A 17,507-nucleotide genomic window follows, 5' to 3' on the forward strand; every position below is an offset into this window, starting at 1 on the left:
TGACGTCTGTCCCCGCATCACCCGTTGTTCAACCCCCCGCTACTGCCTCGAAAGGGAGTCATGACCCGCGTGGTCCTGCTGGGCTCTTCGCCCGGCCCCGACACCTCTCCGACCGGCCTGAGGCTGGCCGCGCTGCCCGGCAATCCCACCGTGGCCGAGCGGCTGCGCAGCCAGCTCGTCTCCTATGACCCGCGGCCCGCCACGATCGAGACCGGCGACGTGGCCGCCGCCCTTCGCGCCCTGGCCGACGTCGCAGAATCGGCAACGGAGAGCCTCTTCATCATCCCCCAGAACTCGGTCGTCCACGACGAGCTGATCTACCAGATCACCAAGGCCAAGCGCGGCGCGCTTGCGCTCGTGGCCAAGGAGCCGCGTCTGGAGGTGACCGAGGAGGCGCAGGAGGACACCGTACCGATCGACGAGGCCGACCCGGAGATCGGCTACGGCCGGCTCGAAGGGCTGCCGGTGCGCGCGCGCGTCGGCAAGTCGCGCGTCGTGTCGGTCGGCACCGCCAACCACGCGGTGACCAGGCCCAACGCGGTGCTGCTCGGCCCGCTGCACATCAGCGCCCGCAACGCCCCCGTGCTCGCGCAGACCTGCCGCGAGCTGGCCCTCATGGCCGACCGCTTCGGCGCGGACGACGACCTCGTCCAGCTCGTGGTGTTCGGCCTGGTGCGCAACGGCGTGTCGGTCGGCGTGCGCGGCCGCCGCGACCTGTTCTACCGCCGGGTGAGCACGCCGGAGGAGGTCAACGAGGCCGGCGCCGAGATGGCCGGCATGAACGAGGACCGCGCCCGGCTCAACAACGCGGTCAAGGGCGCCGACGGCTTCTTCACCACCTACTTCGTCTCCACCTACTCGCGCTTCATCGCCCGCTGGGCGGCGCGGCGCGGGCTCACGCCCAACCAGGTGACGCTGATCTCGATCCTGCTCGGCGTGGCCGCCGCCGCCTGCTTCGCCACCGGCGACCGGCCGTGGATGGTCGCCGGCGGCCTGCTGATCTACTTCGCCTTCGTCTTCGACTGCGTCGACGGGCAGGTGGCCCGGTACGCCCGCAAGTTCGGCGTGCTGGGGGCCTGGCTCGACGCCACCTTCGACCGCTTCAAGGAATACGTGGTCTTCGCCGGCCTGGCCGTCGGCTGGGTCGTCTCGGGCAACGGCGACGACATCTGGATCCTGGCGCTGGCCGCCATCGGGCTCCAGTCCGTACGCCACCTGCTCGACTTCTCCTTCGGCATCTCCAACCGCCGCAAGCCGCCCGGGCAGCTGCCCACCCTCCCGCTCGACGCCCCCGACGACCGCGACCTGCGCAGGGCGCTGGAGCGGCGCAAGGTCGAGCGCAGTCAGGGCCTGCGCGGCGTGCTCAAGATGTGGACCAGGGCGGGCAAGTTCCGCGCGGTCCACTGGGCGCGGAAGATGATCGTGTTCCCCATCGGCGAGCGGTTCGCGGCCATCGCGATCACCGCCGCCCTCTTCGACGCCCGGATCACTTTCCTCACCCTCGTGATCTGGGGCTCCGTCGCCGCCGCCTACACCCTCACCGGACGCCTCATGAGGTCGCTCGTATGATCACTCAACCGCAGGCCATGGCCACCCCCACGCCGGACCCCGACGAGGAACGCCGCCGCATCCAGACCGCCCGCCTGCTCGCCTACCGCGACGACGGCCCGCTCGTGCACGCCCTCGCGGGCAAGCTGGGCAAGGGCCTGCCGCCCGTGCCCGCCACGCTCGTGGCGCTGCTCGCCGTCGTCGCCGTCACCGTCGTCGGGCTGCCCGACAAGGGGCCGCTGCTGCTCGTGCCGGTGGCCATCACGCTGCTGCTCGTGCTGCCGACCGCGCCGCGCGACCACCTCGGCCGCTTCGACTGGCTCACCCCGCCGCTGCTGCGCGGCACCGAGTTCCTCGCCATGATCGCGATCGGCCTGGCCGCCGGCGCGCCGAAGTGGCTGCTGTTCGTGCTGGTCTACGTCGTGGGCTACCACACCTACGACACCGTCTACCGCACCCGGCAGAGCATCTGGCCGCCCGCGTGGGTGTTCCACGCGGGGCTCGGCTGGGAGCTGCGCCTGCTGATCATCGGTGCCGGTGCGGCGCTGGGCTGGCTGACGCCGGTGCTCGCGGTGCTGACGGCGTACCTGTTCGTGCTGTTCGCGGTGGAGAGCGTGACGAGCTGGGTGCGCCTGGACAAGGCCTCTGCGCAGGCCGGCGCCGACGCCGAGCAGGACCTTGAGGCCTCGCCCGAGGACGCGCTCGAACAGGCCACCGGCGAGGCGGAGAAGGGCTGAGCGGCCACCTCCCCCTCCGGACACGACGGCGGTCACGGGCTCCCGATCAGGGCGCCGGTGGCCGCCGTTTCGCGTGCGGGCGCCGAATCGCCCCGCCAGAAAAGGACATGACGGACTAGTCTGAAATCCAGGGACATTCGAGCCGAGGTCCGGTCCGGCCGGAGCCAGGAGACGCGGGTGGCGTTCTTGCCGCGGCCGTTCGGACGAGGAGACCCGCCGGACGGGCCCACGGACCGCCCCGGCCGGAGGGCGCCGATGACGGGCCTGTCCGGGCGGGTCGTGGTGGTGCTGGCGCTGGCCGCGGGCCCGGTGAGCGGGTGCGGCACGGATCCGGGCCCGGTGTGCGGCGCGGTCGTCGACCCAGGGCCCGCCGGATCACGCAGGTGCTCCCCCGGGCGGCCGAGCTGCTCGACTGCCCCAAGGAGGGCCGCGGCTCGGACGTCCTGGGCGCCCTGCGGTACGCGGTCAAGCAGCTCGGCGCGCGGCTGCTGCCGGACCTGTCCGGGTACGCGGTGGTGGTGCATGGATTCGTGCGGGCGAAGAAGTCCGACCCTGACCGGTTCTCGCTGCTGGAGAGCTTCTGGCGGGCGGCGTTCGAGGCCGCCGGGACGTCGTCCGTCGACCTGCTCTAGAGCGCTCTCCCATATTGACACGCGGTCAGCGGCGTGTTTACGTCGCGTCAAGAGAGCGCTCTCTCACTCGACTCCACCACCCCCCATGGAGCAGGGATGACAACAGAGATCCGGCACAGGCGCCGCCTGGTGGCCGTGGCGGTGGTGCTCGTGGCACTCACCGGCCTGCTCGTCAAAGTGGCCGTCAGCGCCTCGGCGTCCGTGCCGTCCACGCCGTCCGGCTGGTCGCTGGTCTGGTCCGACGACTTCAACGGCTCGGCGGGCACGCCGCCCTCGTCCGCCGAGTGGATCATCGACACCGGGCACGGCTACCCCGGCGGGCCGGGCAGCTGGGGCACCGGCGAGATCCAGAACTACACCTCCAGCACCTCCAACGTCAGCCTCGACGGCTCCGGCAACCTGCGCATCACGCCCCTGCGCAGCGGCTCGGGCGAGTGGACCTCGGCCCGCATCGAGACCAGGCGGGCCGACTTCAAACCGGCCGACGGGCGCGTCCTGCGCATCGAGGGCCGGATCCAGATGCCGGACGTGACCGGTCAGGCGGCGCTCGGCTACTGGCCGGCGTTCTGGGCGCTCGGGGCGCCGTACCGGGGGAACTACTGGAACTGGCCGGGCATCGGCGAGTTCGACATCATGGAGAACGTCAACGGCATCAACTCGGTGTGGGGCGTGCTCCACTGCGGCGTCAGCCCCGGCGGGCCCTGCAACGAGACGACCGGCCTGGGCGCGAGCCGGGCCTGCCCCGGATCGTCCTGCCAGTCGGCCTTCCACACCTACCGCTTCGAGTGGGACCGCGCCGCCAGCCCGAACCAGCTCCGCTGGTACGTCGACGGCCAGCAGTTCCACAGCGTGAGCCAGAACCAGCTCGACGCCACCACCTGGACCGACATGACCGGGCACGGCGGCTACTTCCTGCTGCTCAACCTGGCCATGGGCGGCGCGTTCCCCAACGCCCTGGCCGGCACGGGCACGCCGACGGCGGCGACCGTCCCCGGGCATCCGCTGCTGGTGGACTACGTGGCCGTCTGGCAGAGCGGCACGGTCTCCACGCCGACGGCGACCCCGACCGTCCCGGGCGGCGTGGACGCGCGCTCCACCATCCAGGCCGAGCGCTACCAGGCCCAGTCGGGCACCATCGTCGAGGCCACCACCGACACCGGCGGCGGGCAGAACGTCGGCGCCATCGCGAACGGCGACTGGCTGCGCTACGACGGGGTGAACTTCGGCTCCGAGCCCGCCCGCCAGTTCAAGGCCAGGGTGGCGTCGGGGGCGGCGGCCGGCGTGAGCGGGCTGGTGCAGGTGCGGCTGGACAGCCCGTCCGCCCCGCCGATCGGCGACTTCGCGCTGGCCAGTACGGGCGGCTGGCAGAGCTGGCGCACGGTCCCCGCCAACATCAGCGGCGTGACCGGGACGCACACCGTCTACCTGACCTTCAGCAGCGGCCAGCCCGCCGACTTCGTCAACGTCAACTGGTTCACCTTCTCGACGGCCTGACCCCTCTCAGGGTCCTCCTCGGGGGCGGCGGGCGTACCCAGGGCCCGGCCCGCCGCCCCCGGGCTGGGGGACAATGAGACGGTGCGCGAATTGCCGGTGATCGACATCTCCCCCTTGCTCGGCGACACCCCGGGCGGCGACAGGCAGGCCGTCGGCGCGGCGATCGGCGCGGCCTGCCGGGACAGCGGCTTCTTCTACGTCCGCGGGCACGGCGTGCCGCAGGAGCTCCTCGACCGGCTCGACGCCGCCGCCAGGCGCTTCTTCGCGCTGCCCGAGGAGGTCAAGGACGAGATCTCGATGGACCGCGGCGGCCCGGCCTGGCGCGGTTTCTTCCCGGTGGGCGGCGAGCTGACCTCGGGGCGTCCGGACCTGAAGGAGGGCCTCTACTTCGGCGCCGAGGAGCCGCCCGGCCCGCTCCCGCTGCACGGCCCCAACCAGTTCCCGGTCCAGGTGCCCGAGCTGCGCGAGGCCGTGCTCGCCTACCTGGACACGATGACGGGGGTCGCGCAGGCGGTCATGTCGGGGATCGCGCTCAGCCTGGGCCTGGACGAGGGCTACTTCCGCACCGGCTACACCGCCGACCCGACCGTCCTGTTCCGCGTCTTCCACTACCCGCCCGCGCCCCCGGACGACGACGAGACCTGGGGCGTGGGCGAGCACACCGACTACGGCCTGCTCACCCTGCTCCTCCAGGACGCCAACGGCGGCCTCCAGGTCCGGACGGCGGACGGCTGGATCGAGGCGCCGCCGCTGCCGGGCACGTTCGTCTGCAACATCGGCGACATGCTCGACAAGCTCACGGGCGGCCGCTACCGCTCGACCCCGCACCGCGTGCGCAACCGCAGCGGCAACGAGCGCCTGAGCTACCCGTTCTTCTTCGACCCCGGCTGGGACAGCGTGGTGCCGCCCCTCCCCTACGCCGCCGGCGAGCGCTGGGACGGCCAGGTCGACTTCACCGGCACCTACGGCGAGTACCTGCTGTCGAAGGTGTCCAAGGTCTTCCCGAGCCTGTTCGAGCGGCAGATCTAGGCCGACTCCCGCACCACCAGCCGGGTGGGCAGGACGACCGGCGTTGTGCTCCGGCCCTCCAGCCGCGACAGCAGCAGCCGCGCCAGCGCCAGCGCCTGCTCGGTCACGGGCACCCGGACGGTGGTGAGGGCCGGGGTGGTGGCCGAGGCGGCGTCGATGTCGTCGAAGCCCACGATCGCCAGGTCGTCGGGCACCCGCCGGCCCGCGGCGCGGGCGGCCGACAGGGCGCCGATCGCCATCTGGTCGTCGGCCGCGAAGATCGCGTCCAGGTCGGGGGCGTCGCCGAGGAGCTGGCCGGCCGCCGCCGTGCCGGAGGCCCGGGTCAGGTCGCCGATCGCCAGTCTGGGCCGCAGCCCGGCGCGGTCGAGGACCGCGCGGTGGCCGGCGAGCCGGTCTTGGGTGGCGACCAGGTCCATCGGGCCGCAGATCATGCCGATCCGGCGGCGGCCGGTGGCCAGCAGGTGCTCGGTGGCCGCCGCCGCGCCCGCGGCGTTGTCGGCGTCCACGTACGGCACCAGCGAGGCGACCGGCGGCCGGCCCAGCAGCACGAGCGGCACGCCGGTGCGCGAGAGCCGTTCGGCCAGGGTGTCGCCCCGCTCGGGCGGCAGCAGGACGACGCCGTCCACCAGGCGCGCCTCGGCGTGCCGGACGATGCGGCGCTGGCTCTCGGCGGTGTCGGCGAGCATGAGGGTGATCTGCTTGCCCGCCCCCTCCAGCAGGCTCGTCACGTACTGGACGACGGCCGCGACCATCGGGTCGGCGGCGCGCCTGGGGGCCGGCAGCACGAGCGCGACGGTGTCGGTGCGCCGGGTCACCAGGCTGCGGGCGGCGGCGTTGGGCACGTAGCCGAGCTCCTTGACGGCCCGCAGGACCGTGGAGCGCACCTCGGGGCTGACCGACGCCTCGCCGTTGACGACGCGGGAGACCGTGGCCCGGGAGACGCGGGCGCGGGCGGCCACCGTCTCCAGCGTGGGACGCCTGGGCGGGGCCTCGGTCAGGCCGTTTCGCCTGATGACGTCGCGGTACCACAATGCGCTGTCCTTGGGCCGCCTGCGCTGGGTGTCGAAGTCGACGTGCACGAGGCCGAACTTGCGCCGGTACCCCTCGGCCCATTCGAGATTGTCGAGCAGCGTCCAGGCGAGATATCCGCGGACGTTGGCGCCCTCCTCGACGGCGGTCCGCAGGGCCCGCAGGTGTTCCTCGATGAAATGCACGCGGTCGACGTCGTGAATGCCGTCGGGAGTGACCGTGTCGACGAAGTCCGCGCCATTCTCGGTGATCATCAGTTCGAGTTCTGGATATTCGCCGGCGAGCCGCCGCAGTAACAGCGACAGGGCGTTCGGGACGATCGGCCAGCCCATCGCGGTGACCGCCGTGGGAATGGTGCTGAAAAGCACGCCCGCGCTTCCCGGATAAGCCGGGTCGGCCGGTTCGCCGGGCTGCGCCTGGACGACGGCCGGCGCGTAGTAGTTGACGCCGAGCAGGTCGAGCGGCTGGGCGATGTCGGCCAGGTCGCCGTCGTGGACGTGCCCGAGCCCGGCGTGCTCCTCGATGACCGGCAGCAGGTCGGCGGGGTAGGCGCCGCGCAGCATCGGGTCGAGGAACTGCCGGTGGACGAGCGCGTCGATCCTGGCCACGGCCTCGGCGTCCTCCTCCGACAGCGGCCGGTCGGGGTCGCCGACCTGGGCCGGCGTCAGCACGGGCGAGAAGTTGAGCACGGCCCCCACCTCGGCGGCCCCGGCGGCGCGCAGGGCCTGGGCGCCCAGGCCGTGGGCGAGCAGCAGGTGATGGGCGCTCCTGAACGCCTCGGCGGCCGACCGGCGGCCCGGCGCGTGCACCCCCGAGCCGTGGCCGACGAAGGCCGCCACCCACGGCTCGTTCACGGTGAACCAGGTGCCGACCCGGTCGCCGAGCCGCTCGGCCACGATCGCCGCGTAGTCCGCGAAACAGCGGGCGGTGTCGCGGGACGGCCATCCGCCGCGCTCCTCCAGCGCCTGCGGCAGATCCCAGTGATAAAGGGTGGCCAACGGCGTGATGCCCGCCTCCAGCAGGGCGTCGACCAGCCGCTGATAAAAGTCGAGACCGGCCGTGTTCACCTTTCCCGAGCCGTCCGGAAGAATGCGCGGCCAGCTCACCGAGAACCGGTACGCGGCCATTCCCAGCTCTTTCATCAGCGAGACGTCCTCGCGATATCGGTGGTAATGGTCGCAGGCGTCGGCCGGGCCACCGGCGAAGGCGTCCCAAATGGACGGCCCGCGGCCGTCGGCGGCCGTGCCGCCCTCGATCTGGAAGGCCGACGTCGAGACCCCCCAGACGAAACCCTCGGGAAAACGTGCGATATTCATGTGGCGGCAATCCTCCGGCAGTGGACCGAACGCCCAGTCTCCCGCGCGGCGCTCGTCGCGCGCCAGCCTGGCCAGGCGGTATACAGAGCCCGTGGAACTGGACCGGCTCGATCGTGACATCATCGCGGCGCTCGTCGACGACGCCCGCGCGACCTACGCGGACATCGGCCAGCAGGTGGGGCTGAGCGCGTCGGCCGTCAAGCGGCGGGTCGACCGGCTGCAGAAGAGCGGGGCGATCACCGGCTTCAGCGCGCGGGTCGCGCCGCAGGCGCTCGGCTGGACCACCGAGGCGTACGTCGAGCTGTTCTGCCAGGGCAAGACCAAGCCGTCGGACATCGCCCTGGCCGTGGCCAGGTTCCCCGAGGTGGTGGCGGCGGCCACGATCACCGGCGAGGCCGACGCGCTGCTGCACATCAGGGCCACCGACGTGCGGCACGTCGAGCGGGTCATCGAGCGCATCGCGGCGGAGGCTTTCGTGGTACGGACCAAGAGCTCGATCGTGCTGTCGCGGCTGGTGGACATCCCGCCGGGAGCCGCCCTGACGGACTCGCGCAACGGATCGCACGTCACCGGCCGATAGACGCAACAGACCTGCGCCAACGCGCAATGCGCACCGCTTGGCCTGCGCAAACGTCAATTCTTAGGCTGTCCCCGTCTCCCCCGACACGGGAACTTCCCCTGAACTGACGACGACGGAGCCCTGCATGCCCAAACACTTCCTCATGTGCCGCCCGGACTACTTCGCGGTCGAGTACGCCATCAACCCGTGGATGGACCCCGAGGCCGGCGCCGACCGTGAGGTGGCGATCCGGCAGTGGGAAGGGCTGAAGTCGGCGTACGAGGAGCTCGGGCACCAGGTCAGCCTCATCGACCCGATCGAGGGCCTGCCCGACATGGTGTTCGCCGCCAACGGCGCGCTGGTCGTCGGCGGCCGGGTCTACGGCGCCCGCTTCACCTTCCCCGAGCGCGGCCCCGAGGGCCCGGCCTACCTGCGCTGGTTCGTCGAGCGCGGCTACCCGACGCTGGAGCCCACGCACGTCAACGAGGGCGAGGGCGACTTCCTCACCCTCGACGACGTCATCCTGGCCGGCACCGGCTTCCGCACCGACGTGGTCGCCCACCAGGAGGCGCAGGAGTACCTGGGCCGCCCGGTCGTCTCGCTGAAGCTGGTCGACCCGCGCTTCTACCACCTGGACACCGCGCTGTTCCCGCTCGACGGCCGCAACGTCGCCTACTACCCCGGCGCCTTCTCCCAGGGCAGCCAGGAGGTGCTGCGCGCGATGTTCCCGGACGCGGTGATCGCGACCGCCGAGGACGCCGAGGTGCTCGGCCTCAACGCGGTCAGCGACGGCCGGAACGTGGTGATCAACTCCGAGGCGTCCGGGCTCCAGCTGGAGCTCAAGCGGCACGGCTACGAGGTGATCCCGGTCGAGCTGTCGGAGCTGCGCAAGGCGGGCGGCGGTCCCAAGTGCTGCACACTGGAGATCAGGGGGGAGAAGTAACATGAGCACCAGCGCAGAGCTGATCGAAGTAAGCGAGCGCCGCAGCGCGCACAACTACCATCCGCTGCCCGTGGTCATCCACGAGGCGCACGGCGCGTGGGTCACCGACGTCGAGGGCAAGCGCTATCTCGACTGCCTGTCGGGCTACTCGTCACTGAACTTCGGCCACGGCAACCCGAAGATCATCGAGGCCGCCCAGGAGCAGCTGAAGAACCTCACGCTGACCAGCCGGGCCTTCTACCACGACCAGTTCGCCCAGTTCTGCGCCGGGCTCGGCGACCTCACCGGCAAGGACATGATCCTGCCGATGAACACCGGCGCCGAGGCCGTCGAGACCGCGATCAAGGTGGCCCGCAAGTGGGGCTACGAGGTCAAGGGCGTCGCGCCGGAGCAGGCCAACATCATCGTGATGGAGGACAACTTCCACGGCCGCACCACCACGATCATCAGCTTCTCCACCGACCCCGACGCGCACGACGGGTTCGGGCCGTACACGCCCGGGTTCAAGATCGTCCGCTACGGCTCGGCCGAGGCGATCAGGGAGGCGATCGACGACAACACCGTGGCCGTGCTCGTCGAGCCGATCCAGGGCGAGGCGGGCGTGCTGGTGCCGCCGGACGGCTACCTGACCGAGGTCCGGCGCATCTGCACCGAGAACAACGTGCTGATGATCGCCGACGAGATCCAGTCGGGTCTCGGGCGCACCGGCCGCACGTTCGCCTGCGACCACGAGAACGTCGTCCCCGACGTCTACATCCTGGGCAAGGCGCTCGGCGGCGGCGTGGTGCCGGTCTCGGCCATCGCCGCGGACGAGGACGTCCTCGGGGTCATCAAGCCGGGCCAGCACGGGTCCACGTTCGGCGGCAACCCGCTGGCCTGCGCGGTCGGCATCGCCGTCATCGACATCCTGAACACCGGCGAGTTCCAGGCCAGGGCCGCCCGGCTCGGCGAGGTGCTGCACGCGCGGCTGCGCGAGCTGGCCGGCAAGGGCGTGGTGGCGGTGCGCGGGCGCGGGCTGTGGGCGGGCGTGGACATCGACCCGGCCCTCGGCACCGGGCGCGAGGTCTCCAAGGCGCTCATGGCGCGCGGCGTGCTCGCCAAGGACACCCACGGGTCCACGATCCGGCTCGCGCCGCCGATCGTGATCTCCGAGGAGGACCTGGTCTGGGCGGTCGACCAGCTCGCCGCCGTCCTCGAAGAGCTCTAGGTCTCCTACGGCTTCGCCTGGTCGGGCCACCCGCCGTACCACGGCCGGCGGCCCTCCAGGAAGCGGCCGCCGACCCTGCGCGGGCGCGCCGCCGTGACGGCGCGCCCTGTGGGCCTGCTGGGGGTCACGAACCGGCGGGGGCGCTCCCCATCGGGGTAGGGGTGACGGTACGCGTCACCGTCGGCTCCGGCTCGCCGGTCGGCTCGACCGCGGGCACGCTGGTCGGCTCCGGGGTGAACGTGATCGTCGCCTCGGCCGTCGGCAGCTTCTCCGTCGTCGGGCCGGACTCCGACGGAATGGGCGTGGGTGCCTGGGTCTCCGGCATGCAGCTCGCGTCGGCGGCGGCGTCGGGGGCCTCCGGCAGCGCGTCCACCACGGAGACGTCGAGCTGGGCCGTCAACGCCACGACGCTGTCCTTGGGCGCGCCCGCCTTGGCGTCGACCACGACCTGCCGCTCGCCCAGGAACTCGTGCCCGGCCGGGTCGAAGATCAGCTCCTCGCGCACGCCCCAGTCGGCGACCCGGCCCAGCGCCACGCCCACGCGTCCCGAGGAGTCGGCGACGCCCTCGGCCGCCTCGACGCCGGGGATCGCCTTCACCGCCTCGAACAGGGCGTCCCGCTGCGCCTTGGGCAGGTAGTTCTCCCTGACGAGGTCGCCGGCGCGGGTGAAGGCGACGGCGTCCGGATCGACGTCCTTGTCGCCCTTGGGGGCCGACTGGTAGAGGCGGTCGCGCATGGCCGTGGCGTCGGCCGGGAGCGTGCTCAGGTAGGCGTAGTCGTCGCGGTAGGGGCCGCGCAGGTCGGGGCAGGAGGCCAGCCGGTTCCACTCGCTGCCCCGCCGGCTCGTGGCGTCCGCCGGCAGCGGCTGGCCCGGCCAGGGGCGCGGCTCGCGGCCCTCGATCTGCAGCAGGCCGTCCTTGCTGCCGTCCACGGACTTCCAGATCCTGCGGTGCTGGCGGTAGAGGTAGCGGCTCTGCGCGCCGGAGCTGTCGATCGACTGCGAGCCGTACATGGTGTCGGACTCGATCAGGATGAACTGGTCCGGCCGGGGGTTCAGCTCGCCGGCCGACAGCATCACGGAGGTGGCCGGGCGGGCGTCCGTCCCGCCCTGGCCGGACAGCGCCACCGCCACGCCGCCGACCAGGACCACCGTGACGCCGAAGGCCGCGGCCGTCTGCCAGCCCAGCCTGGGCAGCCGCAGGCGTCGCCCGCCGCGCGCCTCGGCCAGCAGTCGTTCCCTGGCCCGCGCGCGGGCCTGCGGCTCGTACGGCGGCGCCGGCGGCCTGCCGTCGGCGAACGTCTGGATCTCGTCATCCATGCTGGGGCTCCTCTGCGAAGGGATCGATGCCGCCGAGCGCCCTGCGTACCTTGACGCGGAGCCGGTGCAGCCTGGACCGGACGGTGCCGACGGGCACCCCGAGGGCGCGCGCGGCGTCCTCGTAGGTCAGGTCGGCCCACGCCACGAGCAGCAGCAGGTCGCGCTCGCTCGCACTGAGCCTGGTCAGCGCCCTGGCCAGGCGGGGCTGGAGCTGCTCGGCGGTGACCCGGTCGGCGCTGCGCTCGTCGAACGTGCCAGGACGCTCGGCGCCGACCCTGGCCATGGCCGCGGTGCGCCGCCGTTCGGCCCTGCGGTGCTGGGACACGACCTTGGTGGCGATGCCGTACAGCCAGGGACGGGCGTCAGGCAGGGTGCGGTCGTAGCGGCCGCGGCCGCGGAAGGCGACGAGGAACACCTCCCCCGTCACGTCGTCGGCCAGCTCGACGCCCAGGCGGCGGGCGGCGTACCTGTGGATCTCGTCGGCGTGCCGGTCGAACAGCGCGGCGAAACGCTCAGGATCGCTCAGCGAATGCCCGATCAGGGTCGAGTCATCCAGCGTTGCGGTTGTGTCCTCGACACTCACCACATCCGGTCCTCTCTCATGCGGTCACCCTGTTGTTGGCCGCACCGGGAAGCCCGGTTCCACCTTTTTCGGGCTATGCCGCCTTTCGCCGCTTTCGCCAGGCGGACAGGCCGTCGGGGGCCTCGTCCCTGATGAACCCGGCCGCCGTCAGCTCGGCGGCGAGCCGGTCGCCGCCGGGCCGGTGGGCCTCGCTGGTCACCTCGTCCTCGCTGATCACCACGCCGCGCTGCCTGATCCGGTAGAGGAAACGGGAGCGCACGGTCTCGCCGGTGACGTCGAGCACCTGGCCCCAGACCTCGTAGGCGTGCCGCCCGACCTGGTAGGAACCCATGAGCTCCAGCTCACCCGGCGTGGGCGCGGGCCGCTCGCGCCAGTTGAACAGCAGCAGCCCGCCCGGTTCGAGCTGCCTGGCCAGCACCCGCCACAACTCCTCCCGCCGCCCGGCCGGGAACGCCTGCAGCACCGAGATCATCACAACGGCCTCGACCGGCTCGTCCACATCGACGTCGAGCGCCCCGCAGGCCAGCACGGTGACCCGGCGCCGGGCCTGCTCGTCGGCGGCCAGCCGCGACAGCAGCACCGACCGCATGGCCGGCGCCGGCTCGACGGCGTACACCTCGCCCTCCGTCGCGCGCACGATCACCTCGGTGATCAGGCCGGTGCCCGCGCCGATCTCCATGACGCCGCCCCGCACCCCTTTCAGCAGGGGCGGGAGCGACTCGCGCATCTCGGGGACGTGCCCGTCCTCGTGCCACAGGTCGTAGAACGGCACGGCCCTGGAGTACTGGTCATCAGTCATGGGTCATTTCTACGCCAGCCGGGCCGAGTCGATCGGCCTGACGCCGTCGCCCGCCGACTCGTACCAGGTGATGGTGTCGGGGAAGGTCAGCGTGGCCAGCGCGTTCTGGAACAGCGGGCCCTTGGTCACCCGCCAGCGGAACGGCGGGCGCGGGATGCCGGCCAGCCGCGCCAGCAGGCCGCCCACCAGCGTCGCCAGCCCGAACTGGGTGAGCACGTTGGCCCAGCGCAGCAGCCGGCTGAGCGGGTTGCGGATCGGCGAGCAGACGACCTGGTAGATCTGCCCGGCCGAGGCCTTGGCCAGATAGGAGTAGTGGACGTCGCCGGACAGGATCACCGCCGGCTTGCCGAGCCGGACCAGCAGCCTGCCCAGGTCCTCGAACGAGCGCCGGAAGGCCGCCCAGTGCTCCAGGTCGACGGCCTGGCGCAGTTGCTCCGACCACCGCTGCACCGTGCGGCCCCACTTGCCGTCGCACAGCGCCTCGTTCCAGTTCTGGACGCCGTGCACGCCCTCGGGCAGCAGGAAGGGGATCGAGGAGCCGATGACCAGCCGCTCGGCCGGGGCGGCGGCCTGCTCCTGGAGCCAGGCCCACTCCTCGGGGTCGAGCATGCGCCGGTCGCCGGGGGTGAGCTGCCTGGCGCACCGGGTGTCGATCATGATGAGCCGGGTGTGCCCGAGGTCGCGGGTGTAGCTCCAGCGGTTGCTGCTCGGCTCGGCGTCGGCCTTGGCGGCGAAGGCGTCGAGGGCCGGGCCGCCGTCGCCGCCGCCCTCGGTGAGCTCGCGCACCAGCGGGTCGGCCGCGCGCTCGGCCGGCGTCAGGTTGCCGAGGTGCTGGTAGACGAAGTAGGCGCCGAGCCCGGCGACCACGCGGCGCGGCCACCAGCTCGTCAGGGCCATCTTCTCCCGCCAGGACTGGGAGGTGTTCCAGTCGTCGCGCAGGTCGTGGTCGTCGAAGATCATGGCGGTGGGCACGGTGGACAGCAGCCAGCGGATCTCCGGGTCGGTCCACGCCTGGCGGTAGAGCTCGGCGTACTCCTCGTAGTCGGCGATCTCGCCCTGCGGCTCGGTGGTCCTGCGCGCCTGGATGTAGTCGAGCATCTGGGGCGAGGGGCTGTCGGCGTAGACCTGGTCGCCGAGGAGCAGCAGCAGGTCGGGCCACTCCTCCTCGTCGGCGCGCATGAGGCTCACGCCGTAGGCGCGCAGCACGTCGTCGCCGTGGGTGCGGACGTGGGCCGAGTCGTGCGGCACGCTCGTGCGGCACGACCCGAACGCCAGCCTGCGGGGCCCTTCGGCGGGCAGCAGCCGCACCCGGCTGGCCGGGCGACCCGCCAGCGGCCAGACCTGGTCCCCGTCGAGGCTGACGGAATAGGAGGCGATATCCTGGGACAGGTCAACGAGATCCACGATCGCGTAGTGGTGACCGTGCACGGTGAAGGTGGGCGACCGATAAGCCCCGCCTGCCGTCTCGACGGTGACCGTGCAGGGCTCGCTGGTCTCCACCCAGATCGAGGCACTGACCGAGTCGACGTGACGCAACATCGGCCCAACCACGAGTGCGGGCATCCAACCCTCCGGTTTTCGACGATTCGGCACACTCTCGCTCGATAGCCTGCCAGAGTGGCACGTTCCCAGCACGTTGATCAACGGCTTGGATATCCCTTCATAACCTAGGCAAGGTCAAACTGCCCGGCCTAGGATGATCGAGACAACACGCCCAAGAGGGAAGGCAACGGCGCCTTCTCCCACAAAATGGGCGCGCATACAGGAGGAAACTCGACCATGAGCATCATGGTGCCGTCAAAGACGCCGGCGCTGATCACACCTGGTCAACAGGCGCTCGACTCCGCTCTTCACCAACTCAACCAGGCCGCCGCCCATCTCGGGCTCGACGACGGCCTCCGCACGATGCTGGCCACGCCCCGCCGCTCGCTGACCGTCTCGGTCCCGGTGCGCCGCGAGGACGGACGCATGGACGTCGTCCAGGGCTACCGCGTCCAGCACAACGTCTCGCGCGGCCCCGCCAAGGGCGGCATCCGCTTTCATCCCAGCACCGACATCCACGAGGTCACCGCCCTGGCGATGTGGATGACGTGGAAGTGCGCGCTGGTCGGCATCCCGTACGGCGGCGCCAAGGGCGGCGTGGCCGTGGACCCGGGCGCGCTGACCACGATCGAGCTCGAACGGCTCACCCGCCGCTACGTCAACGAGATCCTGCCGCTGATCGGCCCGGAGAAGGACATCCCGGCCCCCGACGTCGGCACCGACGAGCAGACCATGGCCTGGATCATGGACACCTACAGCGTCAACGCCGGCTACTCGGTGCCCGGCGTGGTCACCGGCAAGCCGATGACGCTCGGCGGCTCGCTCGGCCGCACCGGCTCGACCTCGCGCGGCGTGCAGATCGCGGCCCTGGCCGCGCTCGGGCGCTCGCCGGAGGGCGTCACGGTCGCCGTGCAGGGCTTCGGCAAGGTGGGCGCGCTGGCCGCGCAGTACCTGTCCGACGAGGGCTGCAAGGTCGTCGCCGTCTCCGACGTCACCGGCGCGCTCTACGCGCCCGGCGGCCTCGACGTCGCCCGCGTGCGCGCCTGGGTGGCCGAGACCGGCGGCGTGGCCGGCTACCCGCACGCCGACGCCATGGCCCACGACGACCTGTTCGAGCTGGACGTGGACGTGCTCGTCCCGGCCGCGCTCGAAGGCGTGATCACCGAGGCGAACGCGCCCCGCGTGCGCGCCCGGCTGATCGTGGAGGGCGCCAACGGCCCCACCACGCCGGAGGCCGACGAGATCCTGGCCGCGAACGGCACCACCGTCGTGCCGGACATCCTGGCCAACGCGGGCGGGGTGATCGTGTCCTACCTGGAGTGGGTGCAGAACATGCAGGCCTTCTCCTGGAGCTCCCGTGAGGTCGAGGTGAAGCTGCGCGACCTGATGGAGGGCGCCTTCGCCGAGGTCAAGTCGATGTCCGCCGAGCGCGGGCTGACGCTGCGGGAGGCGGCGCACGTGATCGGCGTGGGCCGGGTCGCCGAGGCCCACAGCATGCGGGGCCTCTACCCCTGACCTACTTTGGTCGCACGTGACCCGCCCAAGGTCGGATGCCGGGGCGGGTCCCGTTCTGCGACGGTCGGGGCATGAGGGGTTTCATCGGGGTCATGGCCATCATCCAGGGGCTCGGCGGGTTCGCCGGGCGCGTCTGGTTCGACACGGAGTGGGGGTTCGTGGGGCGGTTCGTGGAGCTGCCGCTGGCGGCCTACCTGGGGCTCGCGGTCGCGGGCCTGGCGTTGCTGCTGTGGTCCGGCCACGACGGGAAGAACCGCGAGAGCTGATCGCGGACGGGTCGGGCAGGATGGCCTCATGACCTATCCGGAACCACGCTATTCGGGCGACAAAGGCGAGCTGTCCGCCACGTACCGCCCCTACGAGCACGCACCCGAGCTGACCTACCCGACCGGCAACACTGCCCACTACCTGGCCACCGGGGCCACCACCAACGGCCAGTTCGGGCTCTACCGCTGGGTGATGGGGCCCGAGCCGTCCGGCCCGAGCCCCCACTTCCACAAGTCGATCTCCGAGTCGTTCTACATCCTCGACGGATCGGTGCGGATCTACGACGGCAGCCGCTGGATCGACACCCGTCCCGGCGACTGGGTGCACGTGCCCGAGGGCGGCGTGCACGCCTTCCGCAACGAGTCGGGCGAGCCCGCGACCATGCTGCTGCACTTCGCCCCCGGCGCCCCTCGCGAGGGCTACTTCGAGGGGCTGCTCGACCTGGCCGGCAAGAGCGAGGAGGAGAAGGCCGAGTTCTTCATCCGCCACGACACGTACTGGCTGGACTGACGGGGGCCGGCGCCTGCGCCGAGGCCCGGTCGAGGGCCGCGGCCAGCTCTTCCAGCTCGCGCATCAGCCGCTCGGTGCGCTCCTGGCCGAACGCGGCGGCGATGGCCCGGTGGTGGTCGGCCACCGCGCCGTCCACCCGGGCCAGCAGGTCGCGCCCCCGGTCGGCCAGGAACACCGCCACCCGCCGCCGGTCGCCCGCCGACGCGCCCCGGTGGACCAGCGCCCGGTCGATGAGCCGGTCGACCGCCTTGGTGAGCGTCGGGTGCGGCATGAGCACCGCCTCGGCCAGCTCCCCCATCGAGTGGCCGCGGCCGTCGGCCAGCGCGCGCAGGATGCGCCACTGCTCGACGGTGACGTCCTCGCCGGCCAGGGTCGCCGCCAGGCCGCGCGTGACCTCGCGTTCGGCGCGGCTGAGCACGTACGCGAGTGAGGACCCCAGCCCGGATTTAGCCATGAGAGATCAGGTCCTTTCACCGGAG

General features: G+C 72.0%; 17 protein-coding genes. 11 read left to right on the forward strand and 6 right to left on the reverse strand.

Features of this window, described 5'->3' with window-relative positions; genetic code table 11:
- Positions 1–60: 60 nt before the first annotated feature.
- The 5 genes from ACIBK9_RS21715 to ACIBK9_RS21735 all read left to right on the forward strand — a co-directional run bounded on the left by ACIBK9_RS21715 (position 61) and on the right by ACIBK9_RS21735 (position 5,440).
- A complete protein-coding gene (locus tag ACIBK9_RS21715; protein WP_358292123.1) occupies positions 61–1,569 on the forward strand; it encodes a CDP-alcohol phosphatidyltransferase family protein in 1,509 nt (502 codons plus the stop codon).
- Positions 1,566–2,285, forward strand: coding sequence for a DUF5941 domain-containing protein (locus tag ACIBK9_RS21720; protein ID WP_352323408.1), 720 nt, complete (start codon positions 1,566–1,568; stop codon positions 2,283–2,285). The genes ACIBK9_RS21715 and ACIBK9_RS21720 overlap by 4 nt, the downstream gene beginning before the upstream one ends.
- Before the next feature lie 383 nt (positions 2,286–2,668).
- Positions 2,669–2,917 carry a hypothetical protein gene (locus tag ACIBK9_RS21725; RefSeq protein ID WP_397160603.1) on the forward strand — a complete coding sequence of 83 codons (249 nt, stop codon included), beginning with the start codon at positions 2,669–2,671 and terminating at the stop codon, positions 2,915–2,917.
- 96 nt (positions 2,918–3,013) lie between these two features.
- A complete protein-coding gene (locus ACIBK9_RS21730; RefSeq protein WP_397160605.1) occupies positions 3,014–4,411 on the forward strand; it encodes a glycoside hydrolase family 16 protein in 1,398 nt (465 codons plus the stop codon).
- A gap of 81 nt (positions 4,412–4,492) precedes the next feature.
- Complete coding sequence (locus ACIBK9_RS21735; RefSeq protein WP_397160606.1) at positions 4,493–5,440, forward strand: isopenicillin N synthase family dioxygenase; 948 nt, start codon at positions 4,493–4,495, stop codon at positions 5,438–5,440.
- Here ACIBK9_RS21735 and ACIBK9_RS21740 read toward each other — a convergent pair.
- Positions 5,437–7,785, reverse strand: a complete 2,349-nt coding sequence (locus ACIBK9_RS21740; RefSeq protein WP_397160608.1) for a GH1 family beta-glucosidase — start codon at positions 7,783–7,785, stop codon at positions 5,437–5,439. The genes ACIBK9_RS21735 and ACIBK9_RS21740 overlap by 4 nt on opposite strands.
- A gap of 91 nt (positions 7,786–7,876) precedes the next feature.
- Here ACIBK9_RS21740 and ACIBK9_RS21745 point away from each other — a divergent pair, with 91 nt between their 5' ends.
- The 3 genes from ACIBK9_RS21745 (at position 7,877) to rocD (ending at position 10,494) form a co-directional block, all read left to right on the forward strand.
- Positions 7,877–8,365 (forward strand): Lrp/AsnC family transcriptional regulator, encoded by a 489-nt coding sequence (locus tag ACIBK9_RS21745; RefSeq protein WP_387672565.1) that lies wholly within the window; start codon positions 7,877–7,879, stop codon positions 8,363–8,365.
- A 124-nt stretch (positions 8,366–8,489) separates the two neighbouring features.
- Complete coding sequence (gene ddaH, locus ACIBK9_RS21750; RefSeq protein ID WP_352323414.1) at positions 8,490–9,287, forward strand: dimethylargininase; 798 nt, start codon at positions 8,490–8,492, stop codon at positions 9,285–9,287.
- A 1-nt stretch (position 9,288) separates the two neighbouring features.
- Positions 9,289–10,494, forward strand: a complete 1,206-nt coding sequence (gene rocD / locus ACIBK9_RS21755) for an ornithine--oxo-acid transaminase (RefSeq protein ID WP_387672562.1) — start codon at positions 9,289–9,291, stop codon at positions 10,492–10,494.
- Positions 10,495–10,618: 124 nt separating this feature from the next.
- Here the strand turns inward: rocD and ACIBK9_RS21760 are convergent, their stop codons facing one another.
- The 4 genes from ACIBK9_RS21760 to ACIBK9_RS21775 all read right to left on the reverse strand — a co-directional run bounded on the left by ACIBK9_RS21760 (position 10,619) and on the right by ACIBK9_RS21775 (position 14,757).
- Positions 10,619–11,812 carry a CU044_5270 family protein gene (locus ACIBK9_RS21760; protein WP_397160611.1) on the reverse strand — a complete coding sequence of 398 codons (1,194 nt, stop codon included), beginning with the start codon at positions 11,810–11,812 and terminating at the stop codon, positions 10,619–10,621.
- Positions 11,805–12,395, reverse strand: coding sequence for an RNA polymerase sigma factor (locus ACIBK9_RS21765; RefSeq protein WP_364339567.1), 591 nt, complete (start codon positions 12,393–12,395; stop codon positions 11,805–11,807). The genes ACIBK9_RS21760 and ACIBK9_RS21765 overlap by 8 nt, the downstream gene beginning before the upstream one ends.
- A gap of 73 nt (positions 12,396–12,468) precedes the next feature.
- Positions 12,469–13,194: a class I SAM-dependent methyltransferase gene (locus tag ACIBK9_RS21770; protein ID WP_397160613.1), complete on the reverse strand. Its 726-nt coding sequence runs from the start codon at positions 13,192–13,194 to the stop codon at positions 12,469–12,471.
- A gap of 9 nt (positions 13,195–13,203) precedes the next feature.
- Entirely contained in the window at positions 13,204–14,757 is a 1,554-nt protein-coding gene (locus ACIBK9_RS21775; RefSeq protein ID WP_397160614.1) for an alkaline phosphatase D family protein, read from the reverse strand.
- 216 nt (positions 14,758–14,973) lie between these two features.
- Between ACIBK9_RS21775 and ACIBK9_RS21780 the strand changes: the two genes are divergently transcribed.
- The 3 genes from ACIBK9_RS21780 (at position 14,974) to ACIBK9_RS21790 (ending at position 17,028) form a co-directional block, all read left to right on the forward strand.
- Positions 14,974–16,251 (forward strand): Glu/Leu/Phe/Val dehydrogenase, encoded by a 1,278-nt coding sequence (locus ACIBK9_RS21780; RefSeq protein WP_358292094.1) that lies wholly within the window; start codon positions 14,974–14,976, stop codon positions 16,249–16,251.
- 71 nt (positions 16,252–16,322) lie between these two features.
- Entirely contained in the window at positions 16,323–16,517 is a 195-nt protein-coding gene (locus ACIBK9_RS21785; RefSeq protein ID WP_352323421.1) for a hypothetical protein, read from the forward strand.
- A gap of 28 nt (positions 16,518–16,545) precedes the next feature.
- Positions 16,546–17,028, forward strand: a complete 483-nt coding sequence (locus tag ACIBK9_RS21790) for a cupin domain-containing protein (RefSeq protein ID WP_358292092.1) — start codon at positions 16,546–16,548, stop codon at positions 17,026–17,028.
- Here ACIBK9_RS21790 and ACIBK9_RS21795 read toward each other — a convergent pair.
- Positions 16,997–17,482 (reverse strand): MarR family winged helix-turn-helix transcriptional regulator, encoded by a 486-nt coding sequence (locus ACIBK9_RS21795; RefSeq protein ID WP_397160617.1) that lies wholly within the window; start codon positions 17,480–17,482, stop codon positions 16,997–16,999. The genes ACIBK9_RS21790 and ACIBK9_RS21795 overlap by 32 nt on opposite strands.
- Positions 17,483–17,507: the final 25 nt, after the last annotated feature.

The sequence above is a fragment of the Nonomuraea sp. NPDC050227 genome (genome assembly GCF_044459705.1).
Taxonomy (GTDB): Bacteria; Actinomycetota; Actinomycetes; order Streptosporangiales; family Streptosporangiaceae; genus Nonomuraea.